General features: G+C 57.3%; 20 protein-coding genes and 1 pseudogene. 10 read left to right on the top strand and 11 right to left on the bottom strand.

Annotated features, from left to right (window positions below; all coding sequences use genetic code 11):
* Positions 1-7 precede the first annotated feature (7 nt).
* The 3 genes from ACE04I_RS24740 to ACE04I_RS24730 form a co-directional block, all read right to left on the bottom strand.
* Positions 8-1,024 carry an aldo/keto reductase gene (locus tag ACE04I_RS24740; protein ID WP_487207675.1) on the bottom strand — a complete coding sequence of 339 codons (1,017 nt, stop codon included), beginning with the start codon at positions 1,022-1,024 and terminating at the stop codon, positions 8-10.
* A 126-nt stretch (positions 1,025-1,150) separates the two neighbouring features.
* Complete coding sequence (locus ACE04I_RS24735; RefSeq protein ID WP_046795623.1) at positions 1,151-2,251, bottom strand: Gfo/Idh/MocA family protein; 1,101 nt, start codon at positions 2,249-2,251, stop codon at positions 1,151-1,153.
* 121 nt (positions 2,252-2,372) lie between these two features.
* Positions 2,373-4,052, bottom strand: a complete 1,680-nt coding sequence (locus ACE04I_RS24730; RefSeq protein WP_052760453.1) for an MFS transporter — start codon at positions 4,050-4,052, stop codon at positions 2,373-2,375.
* A 197-nt stretch (positions 4,053-4,249) separates the two neighbouring features.
* On the opposite strand from ACE04I_RS24730, the gene ACE04I_RS24725 reads away from it, so the two are divergent.
* The 5 genes from ACE04I_RS24725 to ACE04I_RS24705 all read left to right on the top strand — a co-directional run bounded on the left by ACE04I_RS24725 (position 4,250) and on the right by ACE04I_RS24705 (position 9,941).
* Positions 4,250-5,104 carry a pirin family protein gene (locus tag ACE04I_RS24725; protein WP_487207674.1) on the top strand — a complete coding sequence of 285 codons (855 nt, stop codon included), beginning with the start codon at positions 4,250-4,252 and terminating at the stop codon, positions 5,102-5,104.
* 263 nt (positions 5,105-5,367) lie between these two features.
* A complete protein-coding gene (locus tag ACE04I_RS24720) occupies positions 5,368-6,486 on the top strand; it encodes an NAD(P)-dependent alcohol dehydrogenase (RefSeq protein WP_046795650.1) in 1,119 nt (372 codons plus the stop codon).
* 46 nt (positions 6,487-6,532) lie between these two features.
* Positions 6,533-7,612, top strand: coding sequence for an MBL fold metallo-hydrolase (locus tag ACE04I_RS24715; protein WP_487207673.1), 1,080 nt, complete (start codon positions 6,533-6,535; stop codon positions 7,610-7,612).
* Between the two features lie 120 nt (positions 7,613-7,732).
* A complete protein-coding gene (locus ACE04I_RS24710; protein WP_487207672.1) occupies positions 7,733-9,187 on the top strand; it encodes an aldehyde dehydrogenase family protein in 1,455 nt (484 codons plus the stop codon).
* 193 nt (positions 9,188-9,380) lie between these two features.
* Positions 9,381-9,941, top strand: a complete 561-nt coding sequence (locus ACE04I_RS24705; protein WP_046795626.1) for a hypothetical protein — start codon at positions 9,381-9,383, stop codon at positions 9,939-9,941.
* Positions 9,942-10,694: 753 nt separating this feature from the next.
* Here the strand turns inward: ACE04I_RS24705 and ACE04I_RS24700 are convergent.
* From ACE04I_RS24700 to ACE04I_RS24690, 3 genes are all read right to left on the bottom strand, one after another.
* A complete protein-coding gene (locus ACE04I_RS24700) occupies positions 10,695-10,922 on the bottom strand; it encodes a hypothetical protein (RefSeq protein ID WP_046795627.1) in 228 nt (75 codons plus the stop codon).
* Positions 10,923-11,108: 186 nt separating this feature from the next.
* Positions 11,109-11,426, bottom strand: coding sequence for a hypothetical protein (locus ACE04I_RS24695; RefSeq protein ID WP_137326849.1), 318 nt, complete (start codon positions 11,424-11,426; stop codon positions 11,109-11,111).
* 350 nt (positions 11,427-11,776) lie between these two features.
* Entirely contained in the window at positions 11,777-12,676 is a 900-nt protein-coding gene (locus ACE04I_RS24690) for a LysR family transcriptional regulator (protein ID WP_046795629.1), read from the bottom strand.
* A 408-nt stretch (positions 12,677-13,084) separates the two neighbouring features.
* Between ACE04I_RS24690 and ACE04I_RS24685 the strand changes: the two genes are divergently transcribed.
* Positions 13,085-13,678: a nitroreductase family protein gene (locus tag ACE04I_RS24685; RefSeq protein ID WP_046795652.1), complete on the top strand. Its 594-nt coding sequence runs from the start codon at positions 13,085-13,087 to the stop codon at positions 13,676-13,678.
* Positions 13,679-13,880: 202 nt separating this feature from the next.
* Here the strand turns inward: ACE04I_RS24685 and ACE04I_RS24680 are convergent, their stop codons facing one another.
* The 3 genes and pseudogenes from ACE04I_RS24680 to ACE04I_RS24670 form a co-directional block, all read right to left on the bottom strand.
* Positions 13,881-15,056 carry a glycerate kinase family protein gene (locus ACE04I_RS24680; protein ID WP_046795630.1) on the bottom strand — a complete coding sequence of 392 codons (1,176 nt, stop codon included), beginning with the start codon at positions 15,054-15,056 and terminating at the stop codon, positions 13,881-13,883.
* Positions 15,057-15,200: 144 nt separating this feature from the next.
* Entirely contained in the window at positions 15,201-16,667 is a 1,467-nt protein-coding gene (locus tag ACE04I_RS24675; RefSeq protein ID WP_487207671.1) for an SLC13 family permease, read from the bottom strand.
* A 246-nt stretch (positions 16,668-16,913) separates the two neighbouring features.
* Positions 16,914-17,151, bottom strand: a pseudogene (locus ACE04I_RS24670) (hypothetical protein); the annotation flags it as partial.
* Positions 17,152-17,669: 518 nt separating this feature from the next.
* Between ACE04I_RS24670 and ACE04I_RS24665 the strand changes: the two are divergent.
* From ACE04I_RS24665 to ACE04I_RS24650, 4 genes are all read left to right on the top strand, one after another.
* Positions 17,670-18,680: an NAD-dependent epimerase/dehydratase family protein gene (locus ACE04I_RS24665; protein ID WP_487207670.1), complete on the top strand. Its 1,011-nt coding sequence runs from the start codon at positions 17,670-17,672 to the stop codon at positions 18,678-18,680.
* A 286-nt stretch (positions 18,681-18,966) separates the two neighbouring features.
* Positions 18,967-20,040: a porin gene (locus ACE04I_RS24660; protein ID WP_137326850.1), complete on the top strand. Its 1,074-nt coding sequence runs from the start codon at positions 18,967-18,969 to the stop codon at positions 20,038-20,040.
* A gap of 974 nt (positions 20,041-21,014) precedes the next feature.
* Entirely contained in the window at positions 21,015-21,221 is a 207-nt protein-coding gene (locus ACE04I_RS24655; protein WP_046795635.1) for a hypothetical protein, read from the top strand.
* Between the two features lie 46 nt (positions 21,222-21,267).
* Complete coding sequence (locus tag ACE04I_RS24650; protein WP_280950066.1) at positions 21,268-21,393, top strand: hypothetical protein; 126 nt, start codon at positions 21,268-21,270, stop codon at positions 21,391-21,393.
* Positions 21,394-21,571: 178 nt separating this feature from the next.
* Here the strand turns inward: ACE04I_RS24650 and ACE04I_RS24645 are convergent, their stop codons facing one another.
* Positions 21,572-21,736, bottom strand: a complete 165-nt coding sequence (locus ACE04I_RS24645; protein ID WP_137326851.1) for a BA14K family protein — start codon at positions 21,734-21,736, stop codon at positions 21,572-21,574.
* A 580-nt stretch (positions 21,737-22,316) separates the two neighbouring features.
* Positions 22,317-23,216, bottom strand: a 900-nt coding sequence (locus tag ACE04I_RS24640; protein WP_487207224.1) for a tyrosine-type recombinase/integrase, incomplete at its 5' end; no start/stop codon positions are given.

Genomic DNA, 23,216 nt, shown 5'->3' with positions numbered 1-23,216 from the left:
CTCTATGTCAGCGCGAGTGTCCGTTTTCGGCGTTCAGCAACCAGCCAGGATACTCGACGGGAAGACGGCTGACCGCATCGAGCTTCGCCATGTCGTCATCGTCCAGGTCAATCGATGCGGCCCGAATGTTTTCCTGCAATTGCTCGACGCGCTTGGCGCCGATGATGACGGTCGAGACGACGCTTTGCTTCAGCAACCAGGCGATCGCGATTTGTGCCGGGCTGGAGCCGTGTTTCTCCGCGACAGCTTTAAGGACCGCGATCAGCGGCTCTCCCCGGATGCGATCGATGGGTGGAAAATCCAGTTCCGTCTGTCGACCGCCTGCTGCGTTGCCACCGGAAGAATACTTTCCGGTGAGATAGCCGCCGGCAAGCGGGCTCCAGACCATGAGGCCAACACGTTCCGATGAGAGCAGCGGGCCGATCTCGCGCTCCAGATCGCGCCCGACAAGCGTATAATATGCCTGCAGTGACGTGATAGGTGCGAGGGCTCTGGCGCGTGTTATCCCGATCGCCTTCATGATCTGCCACGCGGCCCAGTTCGAAAGGCCGATATAACGGACGTCCCCGGCCCGCACGAGTGTATCGAGCGCCTCCAGCGTTTCCTCGATCGGTGTCGCGGAATCGAATGCGTGGATCTGGTATAGATCGATGTGGTCCAGACCCAGCCGGCCGAGGCTTGCCCGACATTCGGAAATTACATGCCCCCGCGAAGCGCCGCGATGGTTTGGTCCGTCACCCATGGCGGAGGCGACTTTGGTGGCGATCACGACATCCCGGCGCGACACACCAAGGTTCTTCAGCGAGCGTCCCAGTATTTCTTCGCTGCGTCCGTGCGCATAGACGTTTGCCGTATCGAACAGGTTTATGCCGGCGTCGAGAGCGGCCTTGACCAGTGCATCGGCATCCCCCTGTCCAAGTCTTCCCACCTTTCCCCATAATCCGTCAGTTCCGCCGAATGTCATGGCGCCGAAACACAATTCCGACACGAACAACCCGCTTTCACCCAGCTTGCGCATTTGCATGATGTCGTCCTTCTTTCTGGTATCTCCGAGATTGCCGGCGCTCGCTTTGTTGCGCGCGTTTCCACACTGATTGCGCTCACGGCCGGCTCGACATTCGTTGCGAATGCCGAGCCTTTCTGCGGCGCCTTACACGATGTGCTGCCGTTCGCCAGTTCTTGCCGCAAGCTCGACGGCCGCGATCAAACGGCTGTTATGGCGGGCATGGTCGAAACCGGGAGTGGTGTATGTACCATTCGTCAGATCGCGCCCCAGGGACGCATAGACCTCCCCGACATTGATAGCGGCTCCTGCCCAGAAATCGGCCGCTGTTGGGCCGACACCGTTCGCGACCGGCCTATCGGGCGCAGCGAATTCCAGGCTCGATGAAAGTAAAATGTCTCCGACCTGTACGCCTGCCAGATGATTGCCGGTCAGCTTCAGCCAGCCCTGCGAACCACGGATCTCGAATACAAAACTCGCCTCATCAGCAGGTACACCGGCCAGAATCTGCACGGATACAGGCGCACCGCTTGCCGTCTTGGCGATCAGATCGAGATGATCCGGAATCTCTCGCTGTGAAGTCTCGCCTGTATCGACGATCTCGATCTCCGGCCAGAGCAGTTCCGTGCGCGCATCGACCTCCACAATGTTGCCGAGCACAGCCTCGATGACGTCCAGCACGTGGCCTGCCGTAATCGTCATGAAGCTGGCGCCAGAAGCGGCCTTGTTGAAATAGTCGTACATGCTCGGAGATTGCGGACCGTAGCCGAACGTGGTTGCGCCGACACGCGCTGACATCAGGCGACCGAGCTTTCCTGACGCGACCAGTTCCGCCGCACGCCGGACGGCGGGATTATGCCGGCCTTGCAGGCCGATCGCGGTATGTAAAGACCCGACTGCTGCCGCCATCTCGTTAGTTTCCGTCAGCGTTGCGCCCAGAGGCGCTTCGCAATAGACGGCTTTACCCGCCTGCAAGGCCGCCATCACAAGATCCTTGTGCGCCGGCACCTTCACGGCGACCGTGATGACGTCAATGGTTTCGTCGCTGATCATCGCGTAGGGATCGGCAAACCACAGTTCTGCGCCGAATGCTTCGGCCGCCGCCTTGGCGCTTTCCTCGCGTCGGGTCGCGACTGCCGCCAGCGTCAGGTGAGCTTGTGACGCCAGAGCTGGTACATGCGATGCGCCTGCCCAGCTTGCGTGAGTGTCTGCTCCAATAATACCCACACGAAATTTCTTATCCGACATCTGCAATGCTCCAAATCACGTTACGGGACGCTACCTGCGTCCTGAGCAAGATCTAGTCGACCCCGGCACTGCGACGAAATCGATAAACGGTATGGGCGGACATCCACGCCATGGATATCGCCTAGCGCCCCTGCGGCCACACTGCGACCAAAAGAAGTATTGCCCCGGTTGTCGCGACAGCGCTCAAGACCACGCGTGCCTGAAACGAAAGGGTCGGCGGGTGCCAAGGCATTCCTGACTGCCGCTTAGGCGGACCAACCTGATTGAAAGGGGCAGCACCGCTAGTGGACACCTGTTTTTCCCGGCGGATTTCCGCCAGCTTATGGCGGATACGAATTGCGAGGAGCACAGCCAGATAGGCCGCGGTGAAGAAAGCCAACACCGCTGCCAAGCGCAAGGCGTTCTGATGGGCAAGGACCCAATCTCGCGAAACAGTCGCGATGCCGTCGATATAGGCTACGAACAAGGCCTGGCCGGTGAGGGCGCCAATCGAATTGATCGCCCCAAACAGGACGATAAAACTCAAGAGTTCTCGGCCGCCTTTCTGCAGCGCGCTCGTGATGCCTAACACCAGTGCCGGCCCGAGAAAGAACATGGCCGCGAATGAGATCACCGCTTGGGACAAATAAAACCAGGGCAGATGCTCAAGACTCGTGGCGGAGCTGTCGGCAAGTGTCGCGGCAGCTATTGCGGTGACCGCCAGCATCATGGGCATCACCAGTTTTTCGACATTCACCGTGATTGCGCTCGCGATCACGCCGGCAACAGCGCTGACAAAGTTGACGATCGAAAGTGCTCTGATGTGTTCGTCGCTGCCTCCTAGCGCCGTCAGGAACTTGGTTGCAACATTCTGTTCGGCAAGGACGATCCTGGCCATGAGAATTGCAAAAGCAAAGCGGACGATATCACCGCTCCCGAGCCAGCGCAGGTTGAGGAGAGGTGCGGTCCGGCCGTTCTCGAGTATCAGCGCGCTGATGATCATCGGAAGCGCGAGCGACAGAAACCAAATGATCCAAGGCGTCTCGATCCATCCCTCCAATCGTCCGAGCCCCAACACTGCTGCAATCAGAGCGAGGCTACCACCCAAAAGCAGGAAGGTGAGGAAATCCATAGGTTCGAAGACCCGCTCTCGCTCGGCGGGTGGCAGCCGGAACGCCCCGACGGCGGCGAAAGAGAGAAATGCGAGACCGGCTTCTAGCAGAAATATCGACTGCCAATGCGATCCGGCAGACAGCCATGGCGAGATGACGGTTGCAAGCGGGAACGCGCATTGCGAGATACCAAGGCCAAGTATCAGCCCCCTGACGCGCCAACGGCCCGGAAGGGCCTGCATCGCGTAGAACAAAGACAGCGGCGTTAACGCCGCCGCAACAAAGCCGCTTGCAGCCCTGATGGCGAGTGTGAGCCAGTGATCTGCGGTCAACAGATAGGTAAGGGAGAGGAGAGCATACAGGCCGAGGGCAACCAGCGTGAATACACGCAGACCATACTGCTGGCGGAACTTGATCAGCAGCAGATTGGCAGAAATATTGGTCATGGCATAGGCCGTCGGCAGCCAGGCCGCCTGAACGGAGCTCAACGCCAAGCCCGTTTGGAGCTCCGCGATATTGACCATGACCAGTGCGTTGCCCAGTCCGCCTGTCAGGCCGACCAGAATTGCGACTAGGGCATAGGCGATCCGCAGCGTCAGGACATGCTCTGGCGTCGCCGGCGACCCCGCTGCCACTGGTCTTTCATGCTCGGGAAAGTCCCATGCTTCCTCACGGAAAAAGCTGCGAACACGCTGCGTTAGTCTCATCATCGTGCTCTCGTTGTTGGTTTGTCAGCATCAATCCGCAGCAGCGTAACGCAATTCAGGTGGCCTGAGGCGTTGCTGGTTTGGCAACATAGGGTTCGGGGGATCGTGACTTGTTGCGAGCGGTGCCTCGTTCAAAATCACTACACATCCGTTGACAGAGCGGACAGGTTTCACCTCTCAACTTCACGAGTGCAGCAAAAATGCTTCAAAGGTCCATCAACAGGACTACGACCACACCGCCTCTCGGGCCCGGTTTCGCCGGCGAGCGGCACAAAGCAGCCCTCGTCATCGCGCCGGGAGATTTTTCCTCGACCGATCCGTTCTTCTTAATGGCGGACGACCATGTGACCGGAGAGGGGCAATTCGGCGAGGCCCACCCTCATGCCGGCCTGGAGACTGTCACGTTCATGCTTGACGGCACGATGGCAGATGCCGGTGGACGTCTGGCCCAGGGCGACGTGGAGTGGATGACTGCCGGAAGCGGCATCGTACATTCGGAAGATACCCAGGTTTCAACAGGGATGCGTCTGTTTCAGCTATGGCTGGTTCTCCCCGAGCGGGACCGCAACATGGCGCCAAGGGTGCAGATCCTGAGACGGGATGAAATGCCGGTACACCGCGGCGACGGCTTCGAGACGACCGTTTACAGTGGCTGTTCGGCAGAGATCATCGCGTCGACGAAGAATGCCGTGCCTGTAACCTTGGTCGAAATTCGGCTTGAGCCAGGCGCCGAGTTTGAGCAGGTTCTGCCGTCATCATATAATGGCTTCGTCGTGGTCATCGCGGGTGAAATCGAGGCAGGCGCCGGAGCGACGGCTCTCACTACGGATAAGGTCGGTTGGACCAATCCGCTGGCAACTGACGGTGAAAGCGCAATGAGGCTGAAAGCGGGCGAGAACGGCGCGCGCGTGCTTTTGTATGCAGGCCAACCGCAAAACATCCATGTCGTGGCACAAGGCCCATTTATCGCAGGCTCCAAAGAGGAGCTTGCCGGCTACTATGCCGCATACCGCCAAGGCAAATTCCCGAATGCCGGCGAGATGCGGCCTGTCTGATCTGACTGTCCAGCTGCCATGAATCCACAAAGGGTTTCGCTATCAGCAACCCGACGTTCCGCCATTGCTGTCTTTAGCCGTTCGACAGCATGGATATGTTCGCGAGCAACAGGCCCGCAAACGGTCTGAGAAAACCAGCCGCTTCACCACCGCTCGTCCAAAACTCAAGCGGATCGGATCAAGCCTATCCGAACACGGATCGCCGCCGGTCCGTGCGCGGGATCACTCGTCCCAGTATCCGAAATCAGCCCATGGAGGAAAAGATGACCCAATCAGCCACCGCAGCCGTACTGGAAGAAAAAAACGGCCCCTTCATTCTTCGTGAAGTGAAGCTTGAGGCACCGCGCCCCGACGAAGTGCTCATTCGCATGGTTGCTACGGGTATTTGCGCGACCGATGCGCATGTCAGGCAACAGCTCATGCCAACTCCGCTGCCGGCGATCTTGGGCCATGAAGGCGCCGGCATCGTTGAACACGTCGGATCGACCGTATCGCATCTCAAGCCCGGCGATCATGTCATTCTTTCCTATCACTCCTGCGGCCATTGCAAGCCCTGCATGTCTTCCCATGCGGCCTATTGCGACCACGTCTGGGAAACGAATTTTGCCGGCGCCAGGCTCGATGGAACGATCGGCGTTGCAGCGCCCGACGGGAACAGGCTCCATGCCCATTTCTTCGGCCAATCCTCGTTCTCGACTTATGCTCTTGCCCACCAGCGCAACACCATCAAGGTGTCCGACGATGTTCAGCTCGAATTGCTTGGACCGCTCGGTTGCGGCTTCCAGACCGGTGCCGGCTCGGTCTTGAAGGCGCTCAAAGTGCCGGTAGGCGCCTCTATCGCCATTTTCGGGGTAGGGGCAGTGGGGCTGGCGGCGATCATGGCTGCCAAGGTCGCCGATGCGGCCGTCATTATCGCCATTGATGTCAATACCGAACGGCTGAAGCTCGCTTCCGAGCTCGGCGCGACGCATTGCGTCAACCCACGTGAGCAAGCCGATGTTGCCTCGGCGATCAAGGATATCGCGCCTCGCGGCGTCGAATACGTTCTCGACACGAGCGGTCGGAAGGAGAACCTCGACGCCGGCATCGGCGCTCTTGCTCCGATGGGGCAGTTCGGTTTCGTCGCCTTCAATGACCATTCGGGCGCGGTCGTCGATGCCTCCCGGCTCACGGTAGGGCAAAGCCTCATCGGGATTATCCAGGGCGATGCCATTTCCGGCCTGATGATTCCGGAACTGGTCGGTCTTTACCGAAGCGGCCGTTTCCCGTTCGATAGGCTGCTCACCTTCTACGACTTCGCCGACATCAATAAGGCATTTGACGATGTCGCGGCAGGGCGCGCGATCAAGGCCGTCCTACGCTTTCCCCCGCAAGCAGCTTAGCCACCCACTTTCTTTCGATATGAAATCATCATGGAGGATTGATCACATGTGCGACCGACACCAGAAGCTGATCAGAGCGACCGACGAGCCGAACTTTTTCGGGATCGACCATTACGGCTTTCCGGAGGCCGGGGAACACCCCGCAGATCCGCCGGGGTACTATCCTGAGTATTTCTCTTCCGAACGCTTCCAGCGGCTCGGCTACCATGTCGAGGAGCTTCGTGGCGGTTTCTACTGGGTCACCAGTGGAGGCTACGATGCAGCCTTCGTCGTGACCAGCGACGGTGTCGTCGCCATCGACGCACCGCCGACGATCGGTGAAAACATGCTGGCCGCGATCGAAGACGTCACGGACAAACCGGTAACGCATTTGATCTACAGCCACTGGCACACCGATCACATCGGCGCCGCCTCTGTTTTCGGACCGAATGTCGAGATCGTCGCACACGAAATCACCAGGGAACTGCTCGAGCGGTTTCCTGATCCAAACCGACCAGTACCGAGCGCGACATTCGACAAGGATCATCTGCTTGTCGTCGGCGGGGTGACGCTCGAACTGTCCTACAAGGGCGAGAACCACTGCCCCGGCAACATCTTTATCTATGCGCCAGCGCAAAAGGTGCTGACCGTCATCGACATCGTCAGTCCCGGCAGCGCCACCTTCATGCATTGCGACGCATCGCAGAATATTACCGGCTGGTACGAAGCCCAGAAGCAACTGATGGAATATGACTTCGATTTCCTCGTGGCCGGCCATCACATGAAATACGGGACGCCGGAAACGGTCGCAGCTTCAATCGAGTATTTCCAGGACGTCCTCGACGGAGCACAGGCAGCCGTGGATCGCTTCAGCCGGTCGGATGCGCTCGTCAGCATCCTGGAGGGCGCCGGCTGGGACCAGGTGTTTTCCGGGACCGAGAACTGGATCAATTCGATGGCCAATTTTGCCACGAAATATGTCCTGGAAAAGAAGAGTAGCAATGGCCAGCTCTGGTCCGAGCGGCTTGCGGGCGTGACGACCCAGACGAAATACCACGCCTATACCGTGCTGGAGTCGATCCGCCTGGAAAGGCCGCGGCCGAACTACCGCCTGAGGGGCGAAAATCCCCCACCGTTCCTGACCTGAGCCGGGATCGTCCTCCGGCACACCTCGAAATCGAGTGGGCATTACCCCGTTGTGTCCGGAGGCCGCCGGTGAGCGCGGGCCGGATCTCGCGCGCCCTTGCAACATCAGAAAGGCAAGTCAATGACGACGTTTTCCGCAAGCAACTGGATCGACGGCACCTTTGTCTCGTCTTCCAAACGCGGCCGCTCCATCGATCCGGCGACATATGAGACGATCGGAGATTATCCGGACGATGGCGGAGCGGCCGCGCACTCTGCCATCGAAGCCGCAAAACGCGCATTCCGCGGAACCGCTTGGCGCGACGATGCTGAGCTTCGGGCAAGGGTGCTCGATCAGATGGCATCGGCAATCGAGCGAAATCGCGAACGCCTGATCGACATCCTCTCGCTTGAAAACGGCAAACTGCTCGGCGAGGCGGCGCTGGAGATCGACGGTAGTCCGAGCAAGCTTCGATACTGGGCTGCTATGGCGCGTACGGAGGCAGGGCGAGCGACATCGCCCAGGCCCGGCAGCCTCTCCGTGATTCTGCGCCAGCCGATGGGAGTGGCGGGGATCATCGTCCCTTGGAATTCTCCCGTCATATTGTCGGTTCGTTCATTCGCTCCAGCGCTCGCCGCCGGCTGCACGGTCGTCATCAAGATGCCCGGTCAGACGGCGCAGATCGCCAGTGTTCTAACCGAGGTCCTCGCGGAAGCGACAGACCTGCCGGAAGGCGTCGTGAACATGTTCGTCGAGAGCGGTGCGGACGGCGCTGCGCTTCTGGTTGAAAGTCCCGATGTGCCGACGATCAGCTTCACTGGAAGCACACAGACCGGGCGAACCATCGGGGCTATCGGTGCGAAGAGAATGAAGCGGTTCGGGCTCGAACTCGGCGGCAAGACCCCAATGATCGTGTTTGACGATGCCGACATTGAAGCCATGCTGCCTGTTCTCGAAAAGGCTCTCACCATCTTTGCTGGTCAGTTCTGCATGACCGGCTCACGGCTACTGGTGCAGAGTTCAATCTATGAACTGGTGCGCGACGGCCTCGCCGAAAGGCTGCGTGCTGTCAAAGTCGGGCCGGCATCGGACCCAGCGAGCGATATGGGGCCACTCATTGACAAGGAGAACGTCGCCCGTGTCGACAACGTAGTGAAAGATGCGCTGTCGAAGGGTGCAACTGTGGTCGTTCGAGGCGGTCCCGTGCCAGAAGGCCCTTTGGCGAAAGGTGCTTTTTTCCGCCCTTCGATGCTGGAGGTATTCGACAACAGCCTGCCGATCGTGCAGCAGGAAACATTCGGTCCCGTCATAACAATCCAGCGGTTCTCAGATGAGCGGGAAGCCGTCGTGCTGGCAAACGATAACGACTATGGCCTGTCCGCCTCGGTCTGGACGCGGGACCTGGATCGCTCGTTACGGGTCGCACAGGCGCTTGAAGTGGGAAGCGTGTTCGTCAACGACTGGGCCAAAGTGTACGACGGGACGGAGGAGGGTGGCTTCAAGCAATCCGGTCTCGGGAGGCTGAACGGCGTTGCCGCCATCGAGGACTTTATCGAGTATAAGCACATCGCTCTTAAGCCTGGTTTGCTGCGATAAAAGGAGCCAGTTGGTCTAAAGATGTTCCTCGCGGCCGGGATTACTGGAGGTTAAACGGAAATTTGCATGCGGTCTTGCGACGTAATTCCCACTTAATGTTACCAATCCAGTCTGGCTGACCAATGGAGATATCCGATCAAACCGGTTGGCATCTCCTCGAGTTGGATGCAGCACCTTTCGAAAGGATAGTAATTTGCAGGACAAGGTCGACGCGGTGAAGCAGGCGGAAAGAACTATGATGGATGCGATACATGCAGCTATCACCCAGGCGGCAAAGGAATCGGAGGCTGCATTTCGGTCACTTGGACCGCGCACCACCGCCCAAACTTACTTCGCGGACGTCGCCACGCGTCGGCTATTTTTACACCTGTGTGGTGCTGATGCGGATACGGCCAAGGGTGGTGATCCAGAGCGCGCCTGGGACATACTCTATGTGGGGCGCGGTACAGCCCGCTATTGGGAAAAAGAACAAGGAATTCGGTCGAGGCGCCGAAAGACGGAGAGCCATGCGGAGCTCGAAAGGGAGACGCGCGACAAATCCGCCCTCCTGCAAAGCGCCCAGAAATTTGCAACGGATACGGCCATACATGCGCTGATTGAACATGCGAGTAAAGCCGACCCGACCTTGCGCGACCGCATATCATCTGCGGTGGAAGCGCGTGTCAGCATCACCGATCAACTGTCGCAGGTCGAGCAGGATTTCGCCGATTTGGCGAGAGTTTCGATCGCCCGCCTCGTTGGCACAGGCACTTGAAAGACATCGGCAAAACGTTGTCGAGTGCGCTCCGTCCTACGGTTAAGATCATCTGATCTTGCGGTCTCATGGTAGGCCCTGGCCTTCGAAGGTCAACGATGGGATCGCGAGCCTCGTCGTTTCAACTCCTGGCATCACGGCCTCAGGTTTGTGCGATGGTGAAGATGTCTCCATTGCGCCATACGACCGCGCGGCTTCAGTCTATCCGCAAGCTTCGCGATTGTTCCTGAGGCCATAGCTTCCGAGGTTAGCGTGTGGGTCGCCACCCGTCCTCGATCACCAGTCCTGGCGCTCCAACGCGCGGCCTATAGCCGAAGACGCCTTCGCGATCAGCATGTTCCGCAAATTTATTGGCCATGGGCGAAGCCTAATCCGCGAACGAAATTGCATCGAGCAATCGCGCAGTCGCTGCTGGCAGACCATCAGGTTTATCAACTCCTGTGCAAACCCCCGGGATAGGACCGATTGCTGCTTAGACGATTTCGGAGGAGCAGGTGACGTGCGCCGTTTCCGGCACCGTTATCACCCTGCTTCAAAATTGCGCTTTGTGAGCGTCTGAGAACTTCGATGCCTTCATGCTTCCGCTCCCTTTCCCAGCCGGGAAATACAGCGAGAAATTCCAGTTAGAAGGTCCAGTTTAGGGGATCAGACCATCGCCGAATTCGGCGCCTCTTGGGATGGGCGCCTACATCAAGCGCTCAGAATCAGCGAAGGCCAGCTGCAGAGCCGCTGGCCTTCGCTTTTCCTTGGTGGTTATCGCGGACGCTCCACTCCCTCGTAATGATCACCGCTATCTGCATTGGGTTGCGTGTCTTGCCGAAGGACGTAACCGCGGTCGCCCACGCTGTTCGTCGGCATGCGGTCAATGTGGTTATCCGCGTGCCTGGAAGCACCTGCGTAGTATTCGCCATCCGCGATCGCGGTGCCCGCATATGCGAAGAAGGCTGCGAGAGCGGCAATGAAATTGAGAGACTTGGTCATCTGATCGATTCCTTGAAGCTATGGCTTTCGTGCCAAGTTGCTACCTGCGCGCGGAATGCCGGGGTTGTGAATGATCTGCTTGTCTAGAGCAATTCCGGCGAAACCCGGCTCACCGGAATTGCTCTAGATTCCTGTTTTCCCTGCGTTATCCGACGCCGTAGCGATCCCGCTTCGGCTGGAAATGCTCTAGATCGGGCGGCTTACGCCGTGGTAGTAATCGCCGCTGTCGACTGTCTGGCCCGATGTCAGCAAGAGAAAGTCGCTACGATTTACGTTGTGGTCGCTATTGCTGCTGGTCTGCAACGGGTCACTGAAAGTTACTTGCTGGCCAGCGAATCCCTGGTAGTAGTCGCCTTCAGCGATTGCGGCGCCGGACGCAGAAAATGCCAGAAGGGCAGCGGCGGCGGCGAATAGTGTTTTTGAGTTGAACATTTTGGTTCCTTGTTCAGTTGGAGCGAAGCGTTCTCGCTTGGCTGAAAACGATATTGAACGCATCTTAGCCATTTGAAAGTATGGCTATCCGGAACGTTGAGTTCAGATTCTGGCAACACCGGAACACTGAAAGCGTCGTTTTGCGGAGAATTTTCTTTTCCAGCTCTTGCACTATTCTGCCGCACGCGCACTCGACACGAAGGGCGTTACCCAGCTACAGAAAGTAAGGAACTCTTCGGCCGCTTTCCCGCCTATCGCGACCCTCGGGAGCGCATCGCGGTCTTAGTGGAAATAATCCCTAGCTAATTTTACGGGGAGAACGCCGTAGAAAATGACAGTATTCTCCTGGTGAGTTTGCGTCAGGTCGTAGCGCCAATGCGAGGAAAACCACGAGTTATCGAACTCGTAAGGCGGCAATTCCATCAGATCTCACGTTCGAATTTCTCATACAAAAAGTTCACAAGTGCACGCACTCGAGCTATTCCGGCGCGCGCCGGTGGCATCAAAATGTGGAGATCAGCACCTTCGTGCTGATAACCGGGCACGACGATCTCAAGTTCTCCCGTGTCCAGGGAACCTTGAACCATGAAGATCGGCAGTACCACGATACCAAGTCCGCCGCGCGCGGCGGCTAGCATCATTTGACCATTGTCTGTGCGAAATTGTGAGTTCACACGGACATGTTCCCACCCATCCGGACCATGAAAACGCCAGCTGACCGTATCTAAGGTGTAGAGTATGGCGTTATGCGCAGCCAGTTCAGCGGGCTTTGAGGGGCGCCCACTGGCTTCTAGATAGGAGGGACTGGCGACAACAGCCCAACGGACCTTTGCAAGTTTTCTGGTAATCAGCACGGAATCAGGGATGCTTCCGATCCTTATCGCCAAGTCATACGCCTCGGCGACAAGATCCGGCTGACGGTCTTCAAAGCGGACATCGAAATGGATCCGTGGGTGGAGGAGGGCGAACTCGGCCAGCAGCGGAGCGAGACAGAACTCTCCGAAAGCTACGGGAACGGAAACTCTAACCTGGCCAGATGCTTCGGTAGTCGATCTTACAACCATCTCCTGCGCGGACTCTAATTCGGCCAACCCAGAAGCTGCTCGTACATGATACTCACGGCCAACATCTGTGAGGGCTGTTCCCTTTTGGGAACGTGTGAGGAGCGTTGCACCTAGAAAATTTTCCAAGCGACTGACGCGGCGACTGACGATCGATTTAGCGATCCCCAAACGGCTAGCCGCACCCGCGATACTCCCGGTTTCGACGACCCGAATGAAGGAGATCAAGTCCAAGATCTCAACAGACTCAGGTTCCGCCATTAGCAACTCCATATTCCAGTAAATGCGACTACTGCAACACGGGGTGCGGATTATTGTCAAGTTCCCAATCCGCTAGGCGCTCGCACTAACGTACTACAGCAACCCTATGGCCGAGCTGAATAAACGAACCAAGTAAGTTGCAATGCCGGGTAAAAATCGCGGCCCACCGTCGCCCTTGGAGCCGAGCGGTATCACTGCTGCAGATCAGTGGCGAGCTCTGCCGCATCGACCTAACCCCTCCGGATCGCATCAACGCGGCGAGGGGCGCTGGCATCGTTCTTTTTTCCGCAACAATGGGTTTCGCCATAGCGGCCTATTGCTCCGACGATCCAAGCCGCATGATTGATTCAACCAAAAAGCCAGGAGATTAAATTGGTCCTTCCAACCGATAATCCGGATAGCCGCAGTGTGACGGTGCAACTTCTTGCAAAACGTCGGACACAGTATTTTCTCGGCAAAAACATCGCGTTCTCTGACGAAGAGATTGATGCACTTATTCGCGAGGCGGTTCGCCTGTCACCCTCAGCCTTCAATTCGCAAAGTTCGCGGATTGTGATCCTGCACCGCGATGAAAATCAAAAACTCTGGAACATCGTGAAGTCGGAGTTGAGTCATGTCGTTGAAGGAGAAGCGAAGATGCACTCCTTCAGAAAAATCGATAGCTTCGCTGCTGGAGCAGGTGCTGTTCTTTTCTTCGAGGACCGAAATGTGGTCAGGATCTTACAAGATCAGTGGCCTTTGTACGCTGATCACTTTCCAGATTGGTCCGAGCAAGCCTCTGGTATGGCGCAACTTTCGGTCTGGATCGCGCTTGCTGGCGTGGGAATTGGAGCCAGTCTCCAGCATTATAACCCGCTGGTTGACGCAAAGATCAAAAGGCATTGGGACATACCGGAGACGTGGAGATTACGCGCGCAGATGCCGTTCGGCTCCAACGAGGCGCCTTTTCCCGCAAAGACAGTCATCTCCGATAGTGACCGTTTTCGAAGCTTCTTTCGCTAGACCTGCGGAAGAAAGACGGATGCCTCTTAGTGTATTCATTGGGTTAGGTTGTTGAGGGGTGCGGATAGAAAGTTGGACTGCTTCATAAGTTCAGGCCGAGGCTCTGACGATACTCAACCAGGCTGAGCGATCCCAGCAAGATCCTGCCCTCCAGGCCATCATCTTCAAGATGGTCGCCCGTGTGAGCGCGTTTGTATCGAACTTATCCGGCCTTGGCCATCGACAGCCGTAACGTAGTGCCGATCATGATCATCCTGACCGCATCTTCCGCAGCGCGAGCTAGCAGTTTGGGAGCCGAGGAGATCGCGTCTTCGAGCGAGCATGGCCGCGTCAGGATCGATGCGAAGGCATCAATGCCGCAATCGAGATTGAGCCTTACGCCCTTGCCGATCGTACCCGCAAGCGCAACCACAGGGACGCCTGCCTTCTTGGCCCGGCGCGCGATTTCGGCCGGAACTTTTCCGAATGGTGTCTGGCCGTCAAGGCTGCCTTCCGCCGTAATCACGAGATCGGCGTCGCGAATATAATCATCGATCTCCAGATATTGCATGACGATCTCGTAGCGCGGATGAAGGCTGCCGCAAAGGAGGCCGAGAACGGCTGCCCCCAGACCGCCTGATGCACCGGCGCCGGGGGCCGAGCCGACATCGAGGCCGGTGGTGTTTTCGATGCAGACCGCGTAGATTTCCATGGCCGCGGCCAATTGCTCGACCTGCTGCGGTGTTGCGCCTTTCTGCGGACCGAAAACGCGCGCGACGCCACGCTCGCCGAGAAGCTGGTTGTGCCAGTTGACGGCTGCATCAATGCGGATATGTGCGAGGCGCGGGTCGCGGGCGCTGATGTCTATGCGGTTCAACTGCGTCAGTGCCGCACCGCCGCGGTCGAGTTCGTTGCCGTCAGCGTCGAGCAAGCGGACACCCAGCGCCTGCGCCATCCCGGCGCCGCCATCGTTGATGCCGCTGTCACCGCAGCCGAGCAATATCCGCTCGGCGCCGAGGTCAAGCGCGGCACGCACCAGTTCACCGACACCATAACTTGTGGTCAGGCAAGGGTTGCGACGATCGCGCGGAACGAGGCTGAGACCAGCGGCAGACGCCATCTCGATGACCGCCGTCGCCTCGGTGCAGCCGCCGAGAAAGCCGACAAACGCCTGCACCGGCTGTCCAACCGGCCCGGTGACGGTGACCGGATGGATTGTGCCATGGGTGGCGCCCACCAGCGCCCGGGTAAATCCTTCGCCGCCATCGGCCATAGGCACCTTGGTGAGGATGGATCCGGGAAACGCGCGCAGAACGCCTTTTTCGATGCAGTCGGCGGCCTGTTCGGCGGAGAGGCTTTCCTTGAAACCGGAAGGGGCAACAACGACGCGGAAGGGCATGGGAGCTATCCTTTCATGACATGTATGTGACATGAGGGAAACGTGACGGCTCGATGCTTATTCCAAGATTCTAGAAATTTACTCGGCTAAATAAAAAGAGCCGCGTGGAGCGGCTCTTGAAGTCCTGTAGGCCGTTATTTTTGCTTATTTTTTGACAGGAAGGCCCTGCATTGGCCACAGTACGGTTGCCACCACAATGAGCAGGAATACGAAAGGCGGGACGAGGATGTAACCGAGCTTGCGCAGATCGGTCTGGGTAAAAACCGCAGGTTCCATGCCACCGAACAGCACGACCGGTTTTGCCGATACCATGGTCATCTGGCAAAAACCGCTAGCCAGTGTCACGACCATCACGAGAACGGCCGGATCGGCACTGAGGGCCGAGAGCGGCAGCGCGAAGGCGGGAATGAGTACCGTCGCCCGCGCCGTGCGCGAGGTAATCACCAGATGGGAAAAGGTGGCGATGATCACGGCAAACGAGATGATGACGGTGGGCGCGGTAATCATACTCTGACGGAAAACGCTCACCAACCGATCGGCCAGCATCTGGGCCGTGCCCGTTTCGATCAGCGCCTCGCCGATCACCAGAGTGCCCGCCATGAAAAGCAGGAGGTTCCATTCGACGGTTTTCAAAGCGGCCTTCAGCGTCATTCCGGAAACATTAGGCATACACAGTACGAGCGCCGCGACGACGCCGACCAGTGCCATGCCGATGCCATGCAGGGATTGGGTGGAAAACATCAGCACGGTAACGCAGACCACGGCAGTTGCCGCGATTTGTTCGCGCGAAAGGGCTGCGGGACGTTTTAGCGTAGCGTTGCCGCCCAGCGCCATGTCGCGTTCCTCCTTGGTCAGGAACACGTGGAGCAGGATGGCGCAGGCAATCAGGCAGGTTACCAGGGAAAACGGACCGGCGAGAACCAGCCAGCCGATGAAGTCCGGTTGACTATCGGTGAGGCGGGACAGGAAACCTGCGGCAACGAGATGCGCGCCGGCGCCGATCAGCGATGCGCCGGCGGAGAGAAGAATGACAGTGGGAAACAGCAGGCCGAGTGCGCGGGAAATCCGCGTATTGTTGATTGCGGCGGAAAGGCCAAGATAAACCGACATCAGGACTGCGGCGCGCGCGGATGTGGAGGGAATGACGAAGGCGGTGGCGAAGATGAGCAGCGTTAGTACCCAGAACATCGAGCGGATGCTGTGTATCTTCGGCATCACTCTGTCAGTCACCTGTTCGATCAGGCCCACATGCCGCAAGACACCGGCAATCACGAAGGCCGACAGAAGCAACCAGATGATGTCATTGCCCAGCGACCGATAGACCAGTTCTTCCGGTACGGCTCCGACCACGGCAAGCGCGACGGCACCCGCCAACGCGACCGGTGTCTCCGGTAGATCGAGGACCGACCAGGCAATGACCGCAGCGAAGAAAATGAAGAGTGTCGCCCGCATCTGCATAGTTAGATCGTCGATCGCCAAGAAGATCAGCACAGCAGCAAAACCAACCAGCAGTGCCGCAACCACCTGCTTGAGATATTGCACGGATACGACGGTCTCGGATGCGGCAGTCGTCGTCTTGTCTTTCTGCGGATTTGCTATGGGCAAGGACATGAGGTGCGCCACCACTTGGCCTCCTTGGATACGCCATCATCAGAGGGCAGTTTCAGATCGAGGGGAGGTGAACAAGTCGGCTCAGATCTCCCGTGTCCGATTATGAACGTTTGATGACGTAGGATATTCCTGATCGCCGTGCGTTTTCGCTTTTTTGAATGGCACGAGCATGTTCGCTCATCGAACCGAGCCGGATAAACGGTTTCGATCAAAGCAGTCAGGTTGCCGCGGCTCGCTTGGTAGATTTATTGCGCTTCCTGCTTGGGTCGATACACCACCGATCTGCTTCAGGATATGGGTGGCAAGCACGTCGCGAACGTTATGCGGCACGTGCGGTAGCAGAGCTTGGACGCGCCACGACCGGTATGGAGATTGTCGATGTCATAGCGTTGGTTGTCAGACGCCAAGCCTCGTAGAATATCGTCTGGTTGTGGGCGGTGTCCTTACTGGAGGTCTTGGCCGTCGTCACGAACAATGTGCCCGGGGCGCGAGGGGCCGCATGGCCTCCGCGACAGGTGGCATGTTCGCCCAGCTGGCGGTGAATTTTCAAGCGGTGTTCGACTTCGTTGCGTGGCTACCAAGCTATCGCCAAGGACGCTATGAGGTGCGCACAGCAACAGTACCCGGCTTCTTAAACCTTCCCGATAAGGCCTGCCATGGACCATCTTGCTCAACAGTCACCTCACTGTGACCGGCACACAGAATTGTGCCGCCTTGTGAGGAAGATATAGCAGTACCATCTTCCGGCGATCGATCGTTACGGAAGAGACCTTTAGGATGAGCGATGCAAAATCGGCACTGGTGCTTAGGGCGACGGGGCGGCGCAACAAGGCGGCACACTTGTGAAGAGACTCGCTTTGCGAAGTGCTTTTTTCCCGAGCTACCTTCGACGCCATCAGCAGGGCGTGCCTGACGAAAGAGACGCGTCGGCCGGGAATTGCTAAATTCTTTGAAACGAGGCATGTGAGCCGCACGCTCCAAGCACACAAATTAGGGTTCACTATGAAGTACTTCATCACCGGCACCGCGGGCTTCATCGGCTTCCATCTCGCGCGTCGGTTACTCGAAAGCGGCCATGAGGTTTTCGGCTTTGATGGAATGACGCCTTATTACAATCTGCGCCTGAAGGAAGCTCGAAATGCTGCTCTTCTGCAGTTTCCTGCTTTCCGATCAACGCGCGGCACGCTGGAGGAAAAGGCTCTACTCGAAAAATCGGTGGCCAATGCCCGACCGGACGTCCTGATCCATCTGGCAGCGCAGGCTGGTGTGCGCTACAGCCTGGAAAATCCCAAGGCCTATGTTGAATCAAACCTGGTCGGCTCGTGGAACGTCATGGAGGCCGCTCGCAACCTCGGTGTCGGGCATCTGATGCTAGCCTCGACTTCGTCCGTCTATGGAGCCAATCCGAAAATCCCCTTCAGCGAAAGCGATAAGGCCGACGAGCCGCTGGCCTTCTACGCAGCCACCAAGAAGGCGATGGAAGTGATGGGGCATTCCTATGCCCATCTGCACAAGGTACCGACAACTGCTTTCCGCTTCTTTACGGTCTATGGTCCATGGGGACGGCCAGACATGGCGCTCTTCAAGGTTGTGAAAGCCATGCTGGAGGATCGAGAGATTGAAATCTACGGCGAAGGCAAGATGAGCCGTGATTTCACCTATATCGATGATCTGGTGGATTCTATCATCGATCTTTCGCATATCGCCCCCTCCGAGGAAAACCGGGTGCCTGAAATCGATACGCTTTCGTATCAGGCACCCTTTCGGATCATGAACATTGGTGGTGGGCAGCCGGTGGCCCTCCTCGACTTCATCGAAACGATCGAGCGGGTTATGGAGCGCCCGGCGAAGCGGGTGATGTTGCCGATGCAGAAGGGGGATGTTCCAGGCACCTTCGCGGATCCCGATCTTCTAGTTGCGCTGACCGGGCGCAAGCCGCAGACCGGTCTGGATGCTGGAGTTCGCGCATTCGTAGACTGGTTTCGGATATATTTGAAAGAGCTGGATTTGTAGATCGCCGATCGGTTTACCGTCCCGTGAAAAGGAAAGCTCATCCAGGAGGCTAATTGCCTAAAAATTAGTTAATTTGCCTGCTTGGCAAGCATTGTGTGTCCGTTATCCCACAGTGAACTTCAAAGCAGACCTGAATACGGCAGGTCATGCTGATCGTCGATTTACAAACCACCTGTTGGTGCGTAGCTGATAACAACGAGTTCGCGGACCTCGGCCCCGAGGGGAACTCGAAATTCGGGGTGATCACCATTTTAAGATGATCCTCAATTTTAATAGGAGTTTACCAATGAACCTAAAGAGCCTCCTTCTTGGCTCAGCCGGCGCGGTTGTGGCGTTGTCCAGCGTTCAGGCTGCCGATGCGATCGTGGCCGCTGAGCCCGAGCCGATGGAATACGTTCGCGTCTGCGACACATTCGGCGCCGGTTACTTCTACATCCCTGGTTCCGAAACCTGCCTCAAGATCGGCGGTTACGTCCGTGCGGAGGTCGAAGGACGCAGCGACTTCGACATCGACGGTGTGGAACTCCAGGATGGCGGCTATCGGACCCGTACGCGCGCGCAGCTAGAACTCCAGGCCAAGACCGACACCGAACTCGGTACCCTGACTTCGCTCATTACTCTGCGTGGCGAAAACCACGACGACGACGACTTTAGCCTGAACGAGACCTATATCGAACTCGGCGGTCTGCGCGTTGGCTATTTCTACAACTACTTCGACATTGGTCTGGACGGAGAAACCTTCCTCTCCGACGAAGGTCCGATTGCCGGTGCCGGCTACATTGGTGGGGACACCCTGAACAATTCGATCCGCTACACCTTTGCGAACGAGGCGTTCCAGGCTTACCTTCAGGCCGATGCTTTCAATTCGGAAGCCGGCTGGAAGACCGATGCTGACGACAGCGATGACGAACTCGGCATTAACGGCCTGATCGGCGGCACGTTCGGCGGCGTATCCGCTAACCTCTTCGCTGCCTATGAATTCGACCATGAAGAGACGGTGATCGCCTCCACGATTACGGCGCGTCTTGGTCCGGGAACTCTCGGTATCATGGGCGTTTACTCGACGGGTGCCAGCCGTTACTGGGACTTCTCTGAATGGTCGATCGGCGCTGAATACGCCATTGCGGTCAACGAAAAGTTCAGTATCGCTCCGGGCGTCCAGTACTGGGATAACATCCTGTACGATGCCGATGGTAACTATGACGGCGGCAGCGCATGGCGCGTTGGCGTAACCGCTGACTACGAGATCACCGAAGGACTGGATCTCAAGGCAACCGTCAACTACACTGACGTCGATCTTGACGATCTCGGCGACGGCGACCGTTGGGACGGCTTCCTCCGTCTGCAGCGTTCGTTCTGATCTGAGCCAACTAAAAACAAGTAGCTAGCAGCCAAAAGGCTGCGAGCTACTGTTTCATCAATCGAGCGATCGGAATGCTCCTGTCGAGGTCGCATTGTCGCGCAGCATGAATGATGACGGTCTCATCATTGTTTCCTTGCTTAACGGAGGCAAAGGGAAAGCCGAGTCGACTGGACTCGATCCAGCTCCTGAACGCCAATCCAACGCCCCAACGGATCGGGCGGTTGTTGGGAAATGTCTGCCCATCTTGGCGCATACGAACACTCCGGATCGCAATCCGTGGAATGATGCCCTGCACGTTCCAGTTCAAGGCCTAGGCATTGACGAGGAATGAGGATGAGAACCGCATCCCATGCTCATCAATCACGTTAGCAAGAAGTATCGGCGATGGGAGTGGCACGGAACCTGTGGTGCTGCCCACCGTTCCATGCGTTGATGTGTAGCCACAATTCCTGTTTGCGCTACTTTTGTCGTCCGTGCGTTGGGAGCCGTTTGATGCGCCGCCCCCGGCAGCCTCACCCTGCCCGGAGCCAGCCTCACCCCTGCTTCCGCCTGCGGTTTGAGCTACTGCTACTGTGGCAAGGCTGAGTGATAGGACAGTGATCGTAAAAAGCTTTGAATTATGCGGAAAATTTCTCTCTTGTCATTGTGATTACATCCCATCCATCGTCCGAACTGGCTTGACCGCGGGAAGCTCCCAGAATTGCCGGTTGAGAGGCAGCTACTATCCGCCAACCGCCACAAGCTTCCGGTTGACGACCTGGACGGTGATCCACCGCTTCGCTTCTTTTGTATCTTTCCGCATATCCGGAACTCTCAGAAATCGGTATCGTTGATCGTCATCAAGAATCCAGGAAAGACTATCATGAATATCAGAACCTTCACCTTGGCCACTATGATTGGCATTGTCTGTTCATTCCTGGCCGGCTGCGTTGGGGACGGAGGATCAGGGCGATACGTCGGCTATCGCACCTATGATCGGTTTGACCGAGATTGGTATGGAAGTCGTGGTGATCGTGATCATGATCACGGCAGCCGCGGACGCATTAGCGTTCCTGAGCTTCACAGGATGGAACGCGAGCGGAGTGGGCGCGCGGATCGATCAGAGAGTGGCACCCGCATTGTGCCCCGGCGTTGATCCGGCAATGGATCAACTGGCGAATGGCCCCAAAGAGCAGTAAGCTCTCTCGAGTTCCATTCCCCAAATTGTTTCGCGGGAGAAGTGCCATGAAATGGATCATCTACTCCATTATGTTGCTGGCTATCATCGCATTCAGCGGGTGCGCCACCGCGGATAGGAAGCCGGTGCCTCCTCAAGACCAAGGCAGCCATGCAGGCGGCGGCTCTTATTGAAGGGTTTGGCCGGAACAGGCGAACTGTTTCCCTAAAAGCCCGCCCTCCTGTCAATTGACACGGAGGCTGATCGAGCCCGTTATGGCTGAAATTGCAAGCTGTCGCGCGGGTGTCGTTTCGGCGTACTTCCAGTGTCGTGCCTGCTTACGACCGATGAACCCGCCTGAACGCGACGGGTTCATGTCTCTGGTTCGCGATCAGGTATCAATAATATGGTAATCTGCACTCGGCTCTGACACCCCGCTCGCGGCACATAGGTGTTGTCGGAAACCCGGTAGGTACGATATCGGGCAGAGCACCAATCGACATGACGTGTCGGCAAGCGAGTAATTATACCAGCCATAGCGATCTCGCCTATCTCCGCGCCAGTCCCGTCGCCACTCGCGCCGATCTCTTCTATCCTCCCTATCTCGCACAACTCTCCTTGGCTCAGGTATGCTTGGGTCCCGGTCCTGAACGAGATGAACGTTTTTTGGTGTGGTGACAGTCTGTGCCGGTACACCTATGGAAAAGCCATGCGCAGGTGCTATTCCCGACAACGCCGTGATGACAGCCAAGTCAACGATTGACAACTTCGTCAGCTTGCAGGCCAGGCACCGCCGGGCAACTGGCTGGCAAAGTCGCTGAATTGTCGAGAGCAGGGCACCGTTCTCGCGCCACATCCAATTAAGAGCGTACAGATGTCGCCCATCACCTACCGAGACTGAGTCGTATGCAGACGGTTGACTTTGGCAGTGTACCTCACCTGGTTGCAAACCGATTCGCTTCGAGGCCATGCTCCCTCCGGAGCAGCATTGCTTTCTCGTCCACAGAACAAGTTGCGGGCCGGCAAACAAGCCCACGAGGAGGCCGCCTCTCTTTGACTGATGGCCAGAATTCTATTCTGACCATCAGTCAAAATCGACGGGAGGAAGGGCTCGTTCTTAGCCTGAAGCTCGCTCGAGGATAGGCACACAAACATCGAGGTCGTGCGAGGCCAAATGCGCATAGCGCATTGTCATCTGCAATGTTTGGTGGCCAAGCCACATTTGTACACGCCTGATGTCAACTCCTCCCCGCACCAGACGTGAAGCACAGGTGTGGCGAAGAACATGTGGCACGATATCTCGATCAATGCCCATGCCAACCTGATCTTTTGCGCTATTCCAAATGTAACGGAATCGCTGCTGATCGATAGCAACGAAAGGGCCTTCGGGACGGCCTTTTTGAGCAGTAACTGCGTCTAACGCGCGGGGCGTAAGTGGGATCGTTCTGCTTTTGCCCGATTTTGTAATCCAGAAGGTGACCCGCCGTTCATGGATGTCATTCCACCTCAGACCTATTGCTTCGCCCAGGCGCGCCCCGGTGTCGACAAGGAACACGCACAGGGCATGATAGTGCTCATCCTTTGAAGCAATGGCCGAGAACAAGCGCTTTTCCTCGTCTGTTTCGAGGAAACGGATCCGCCCCGCTCGTTCCTTTTGCCGCTTGAACTCGGGTAGGCTATGTAGGTCGCCCATCTTGAACGCTTTCCGCAGCAACTTGCTTAACGCTGCCATCTTTCGGTTGATGGTTGCGTTGCTGTTGCTCCGTTTGCGCAGTTCGCCGATCAGGCCGTCCACCATCTCTTGAGAAAAAGTAGTGAACGTTGCCCCGAGCAAAATGTCGTCCAGTTCAGCGATGAAGGCTGCGACATTGTTTCGATGGCTTCCAACCTCCCAGAGTATGTCTCCATACTTCTGGAACAATTCGGAGAGACTAATGCTTTTGACAGCCTTGAATGGGCCGCCTTGATTGAATTGGAAGTTAACCGAATATGCTAGCTTGAACGTGCTGAAGTCGCC

This window comes from Rhizobium moroccans, from assembly GCF_057559155.1.
This window is presented reverse-complemented; position numbering and strand designations above follow the sequence as displayed.

Excerpts from the sequence above, each read along its gene's own strand:
- ACE04I_RS24740 (WP_487207675.1), bottom strand. The coding sequence starts at position 1,024 with ATGCAAATGCGCAAGCTGGGTGAAAGCGGGTTGTTCGTGTCGGAATTG.
- ACE04I_RS24735 (WP_046795623.1), bottom strand. The coding sequence starts at position 2,251 with ATGTCGGATAAGAAATTTCGTGTGGGTATTATTGGAGCAGACACTCAC.
- ACE04I_RS24730 (WP_052760453.1), bottom strand. The coding sequence starts at position 4,052 with ATGATGAGACTAACGCAGCGTGTTCGCAGCTTTTTCCGTGAGGAAGCA.
- ACE04I_RS24725 (WP_487207674.1), top strand. The coding sequence starts at position 4,250 with ATGCTTCAAAGGTCCATCAACAGGACTACGACCACACCGCCTCTCGGG.
- ACE04I_RS24720 (WP_046795650.1), top strand. The coding sequence starts at position 5,368 with ATGACCCAATCAGCCACCGCAGCCGTACTGGAAGAAAAAAACGGCCCC.
- ACE04I_RS24715 (WP_487207673.1), top strand. The coding sequence starts at position 6,533 with ATGTGCGACCGACACCAGAAGCTGATCAGAGCGACCGACGAGCCGAAC.
- ACE04I_RS24710 (WP_487207672.1), top strand. The coding sequence starts at position 7,733 with ATGACGACGTTTTCCGCAAGCAACTGGATCGACGGCACCTTTGTCTCG.
- ACE04I_RS24700 (WP_046795627.1), bottom strand. The coding sequence starts at position 10,922 with ATGACCAAGTCTCTCAATTTCATTGCCGCTCTCGCAGCCTTCTTCGCA.
- ACE04I_RS24695 (WP_137326849.1), bottom strand. The coding sequence starts at position 11,426 with ATGGCTAAGATGCGTTCAATATCGTTTTCAGCCAAGCGAGAACGCTTC.
- ACE04I_RS24690 (WP_046795629.1), bottom strand. The coding sequence starts at position 12,676 with ATGGCGGAACCTGAGTCTGTTGAGATCTTGGACTTGATCTCCTTCATT.
- ACE04I_RS24680 (WP_046795630.1), bottom strand. The coding sequence starts at position 15,056 with ATGCCCTTCCGCGTCGTTGTTGCCCCTTCCGGTTTCAAGGAAAGCCTC.
- ACE04I_RS24675 (WP_487207671.1), bottom strand. The coding sequence starts at position 16,667 with ATGTCCTTGCCCATAGCAAATCCGCAGAAAGACAAGACGACGACTGCC.
- ACE04I_RS24665 (WP_487207670.1), top strand. The coding sequence starts at position 17,670 with ATGAAGTACTTCATCACCGGCACCGCGGGCTTCATCGGCTTCCATCTC.
- ACE04I_RS24660 (WP_137326850.1), top strand. The coding sequence starts at position 18,967 with ATGAACCTAAAGAGCCTCCTTCTTGGCTCAGCCGGCGCGGTTGTGGCG.
- ACE04I_RS24655 (WP_046795635.1), top strand. The coding sequence starts at position 21,015 with ATGATCGGTTTGACCGAGATTGGTATGGAAGTCGTGGTGATCGTGATC.
- ACE04I_RS24650 (WP_280950066.1), top strand. The coding sequence starts at position 21,268 with ATGAAATGGATCATCTACTCCATTATGTTGCTGGCTATCATCGCATTC.
- ACE04I_RS24645 (WP_137326851.1), bottom strand. The coding sequence starts at position 21,736 with ATGGCTGGTATAATTACTCGCTTGCCGACACGTCATGTCGATTGGTGC.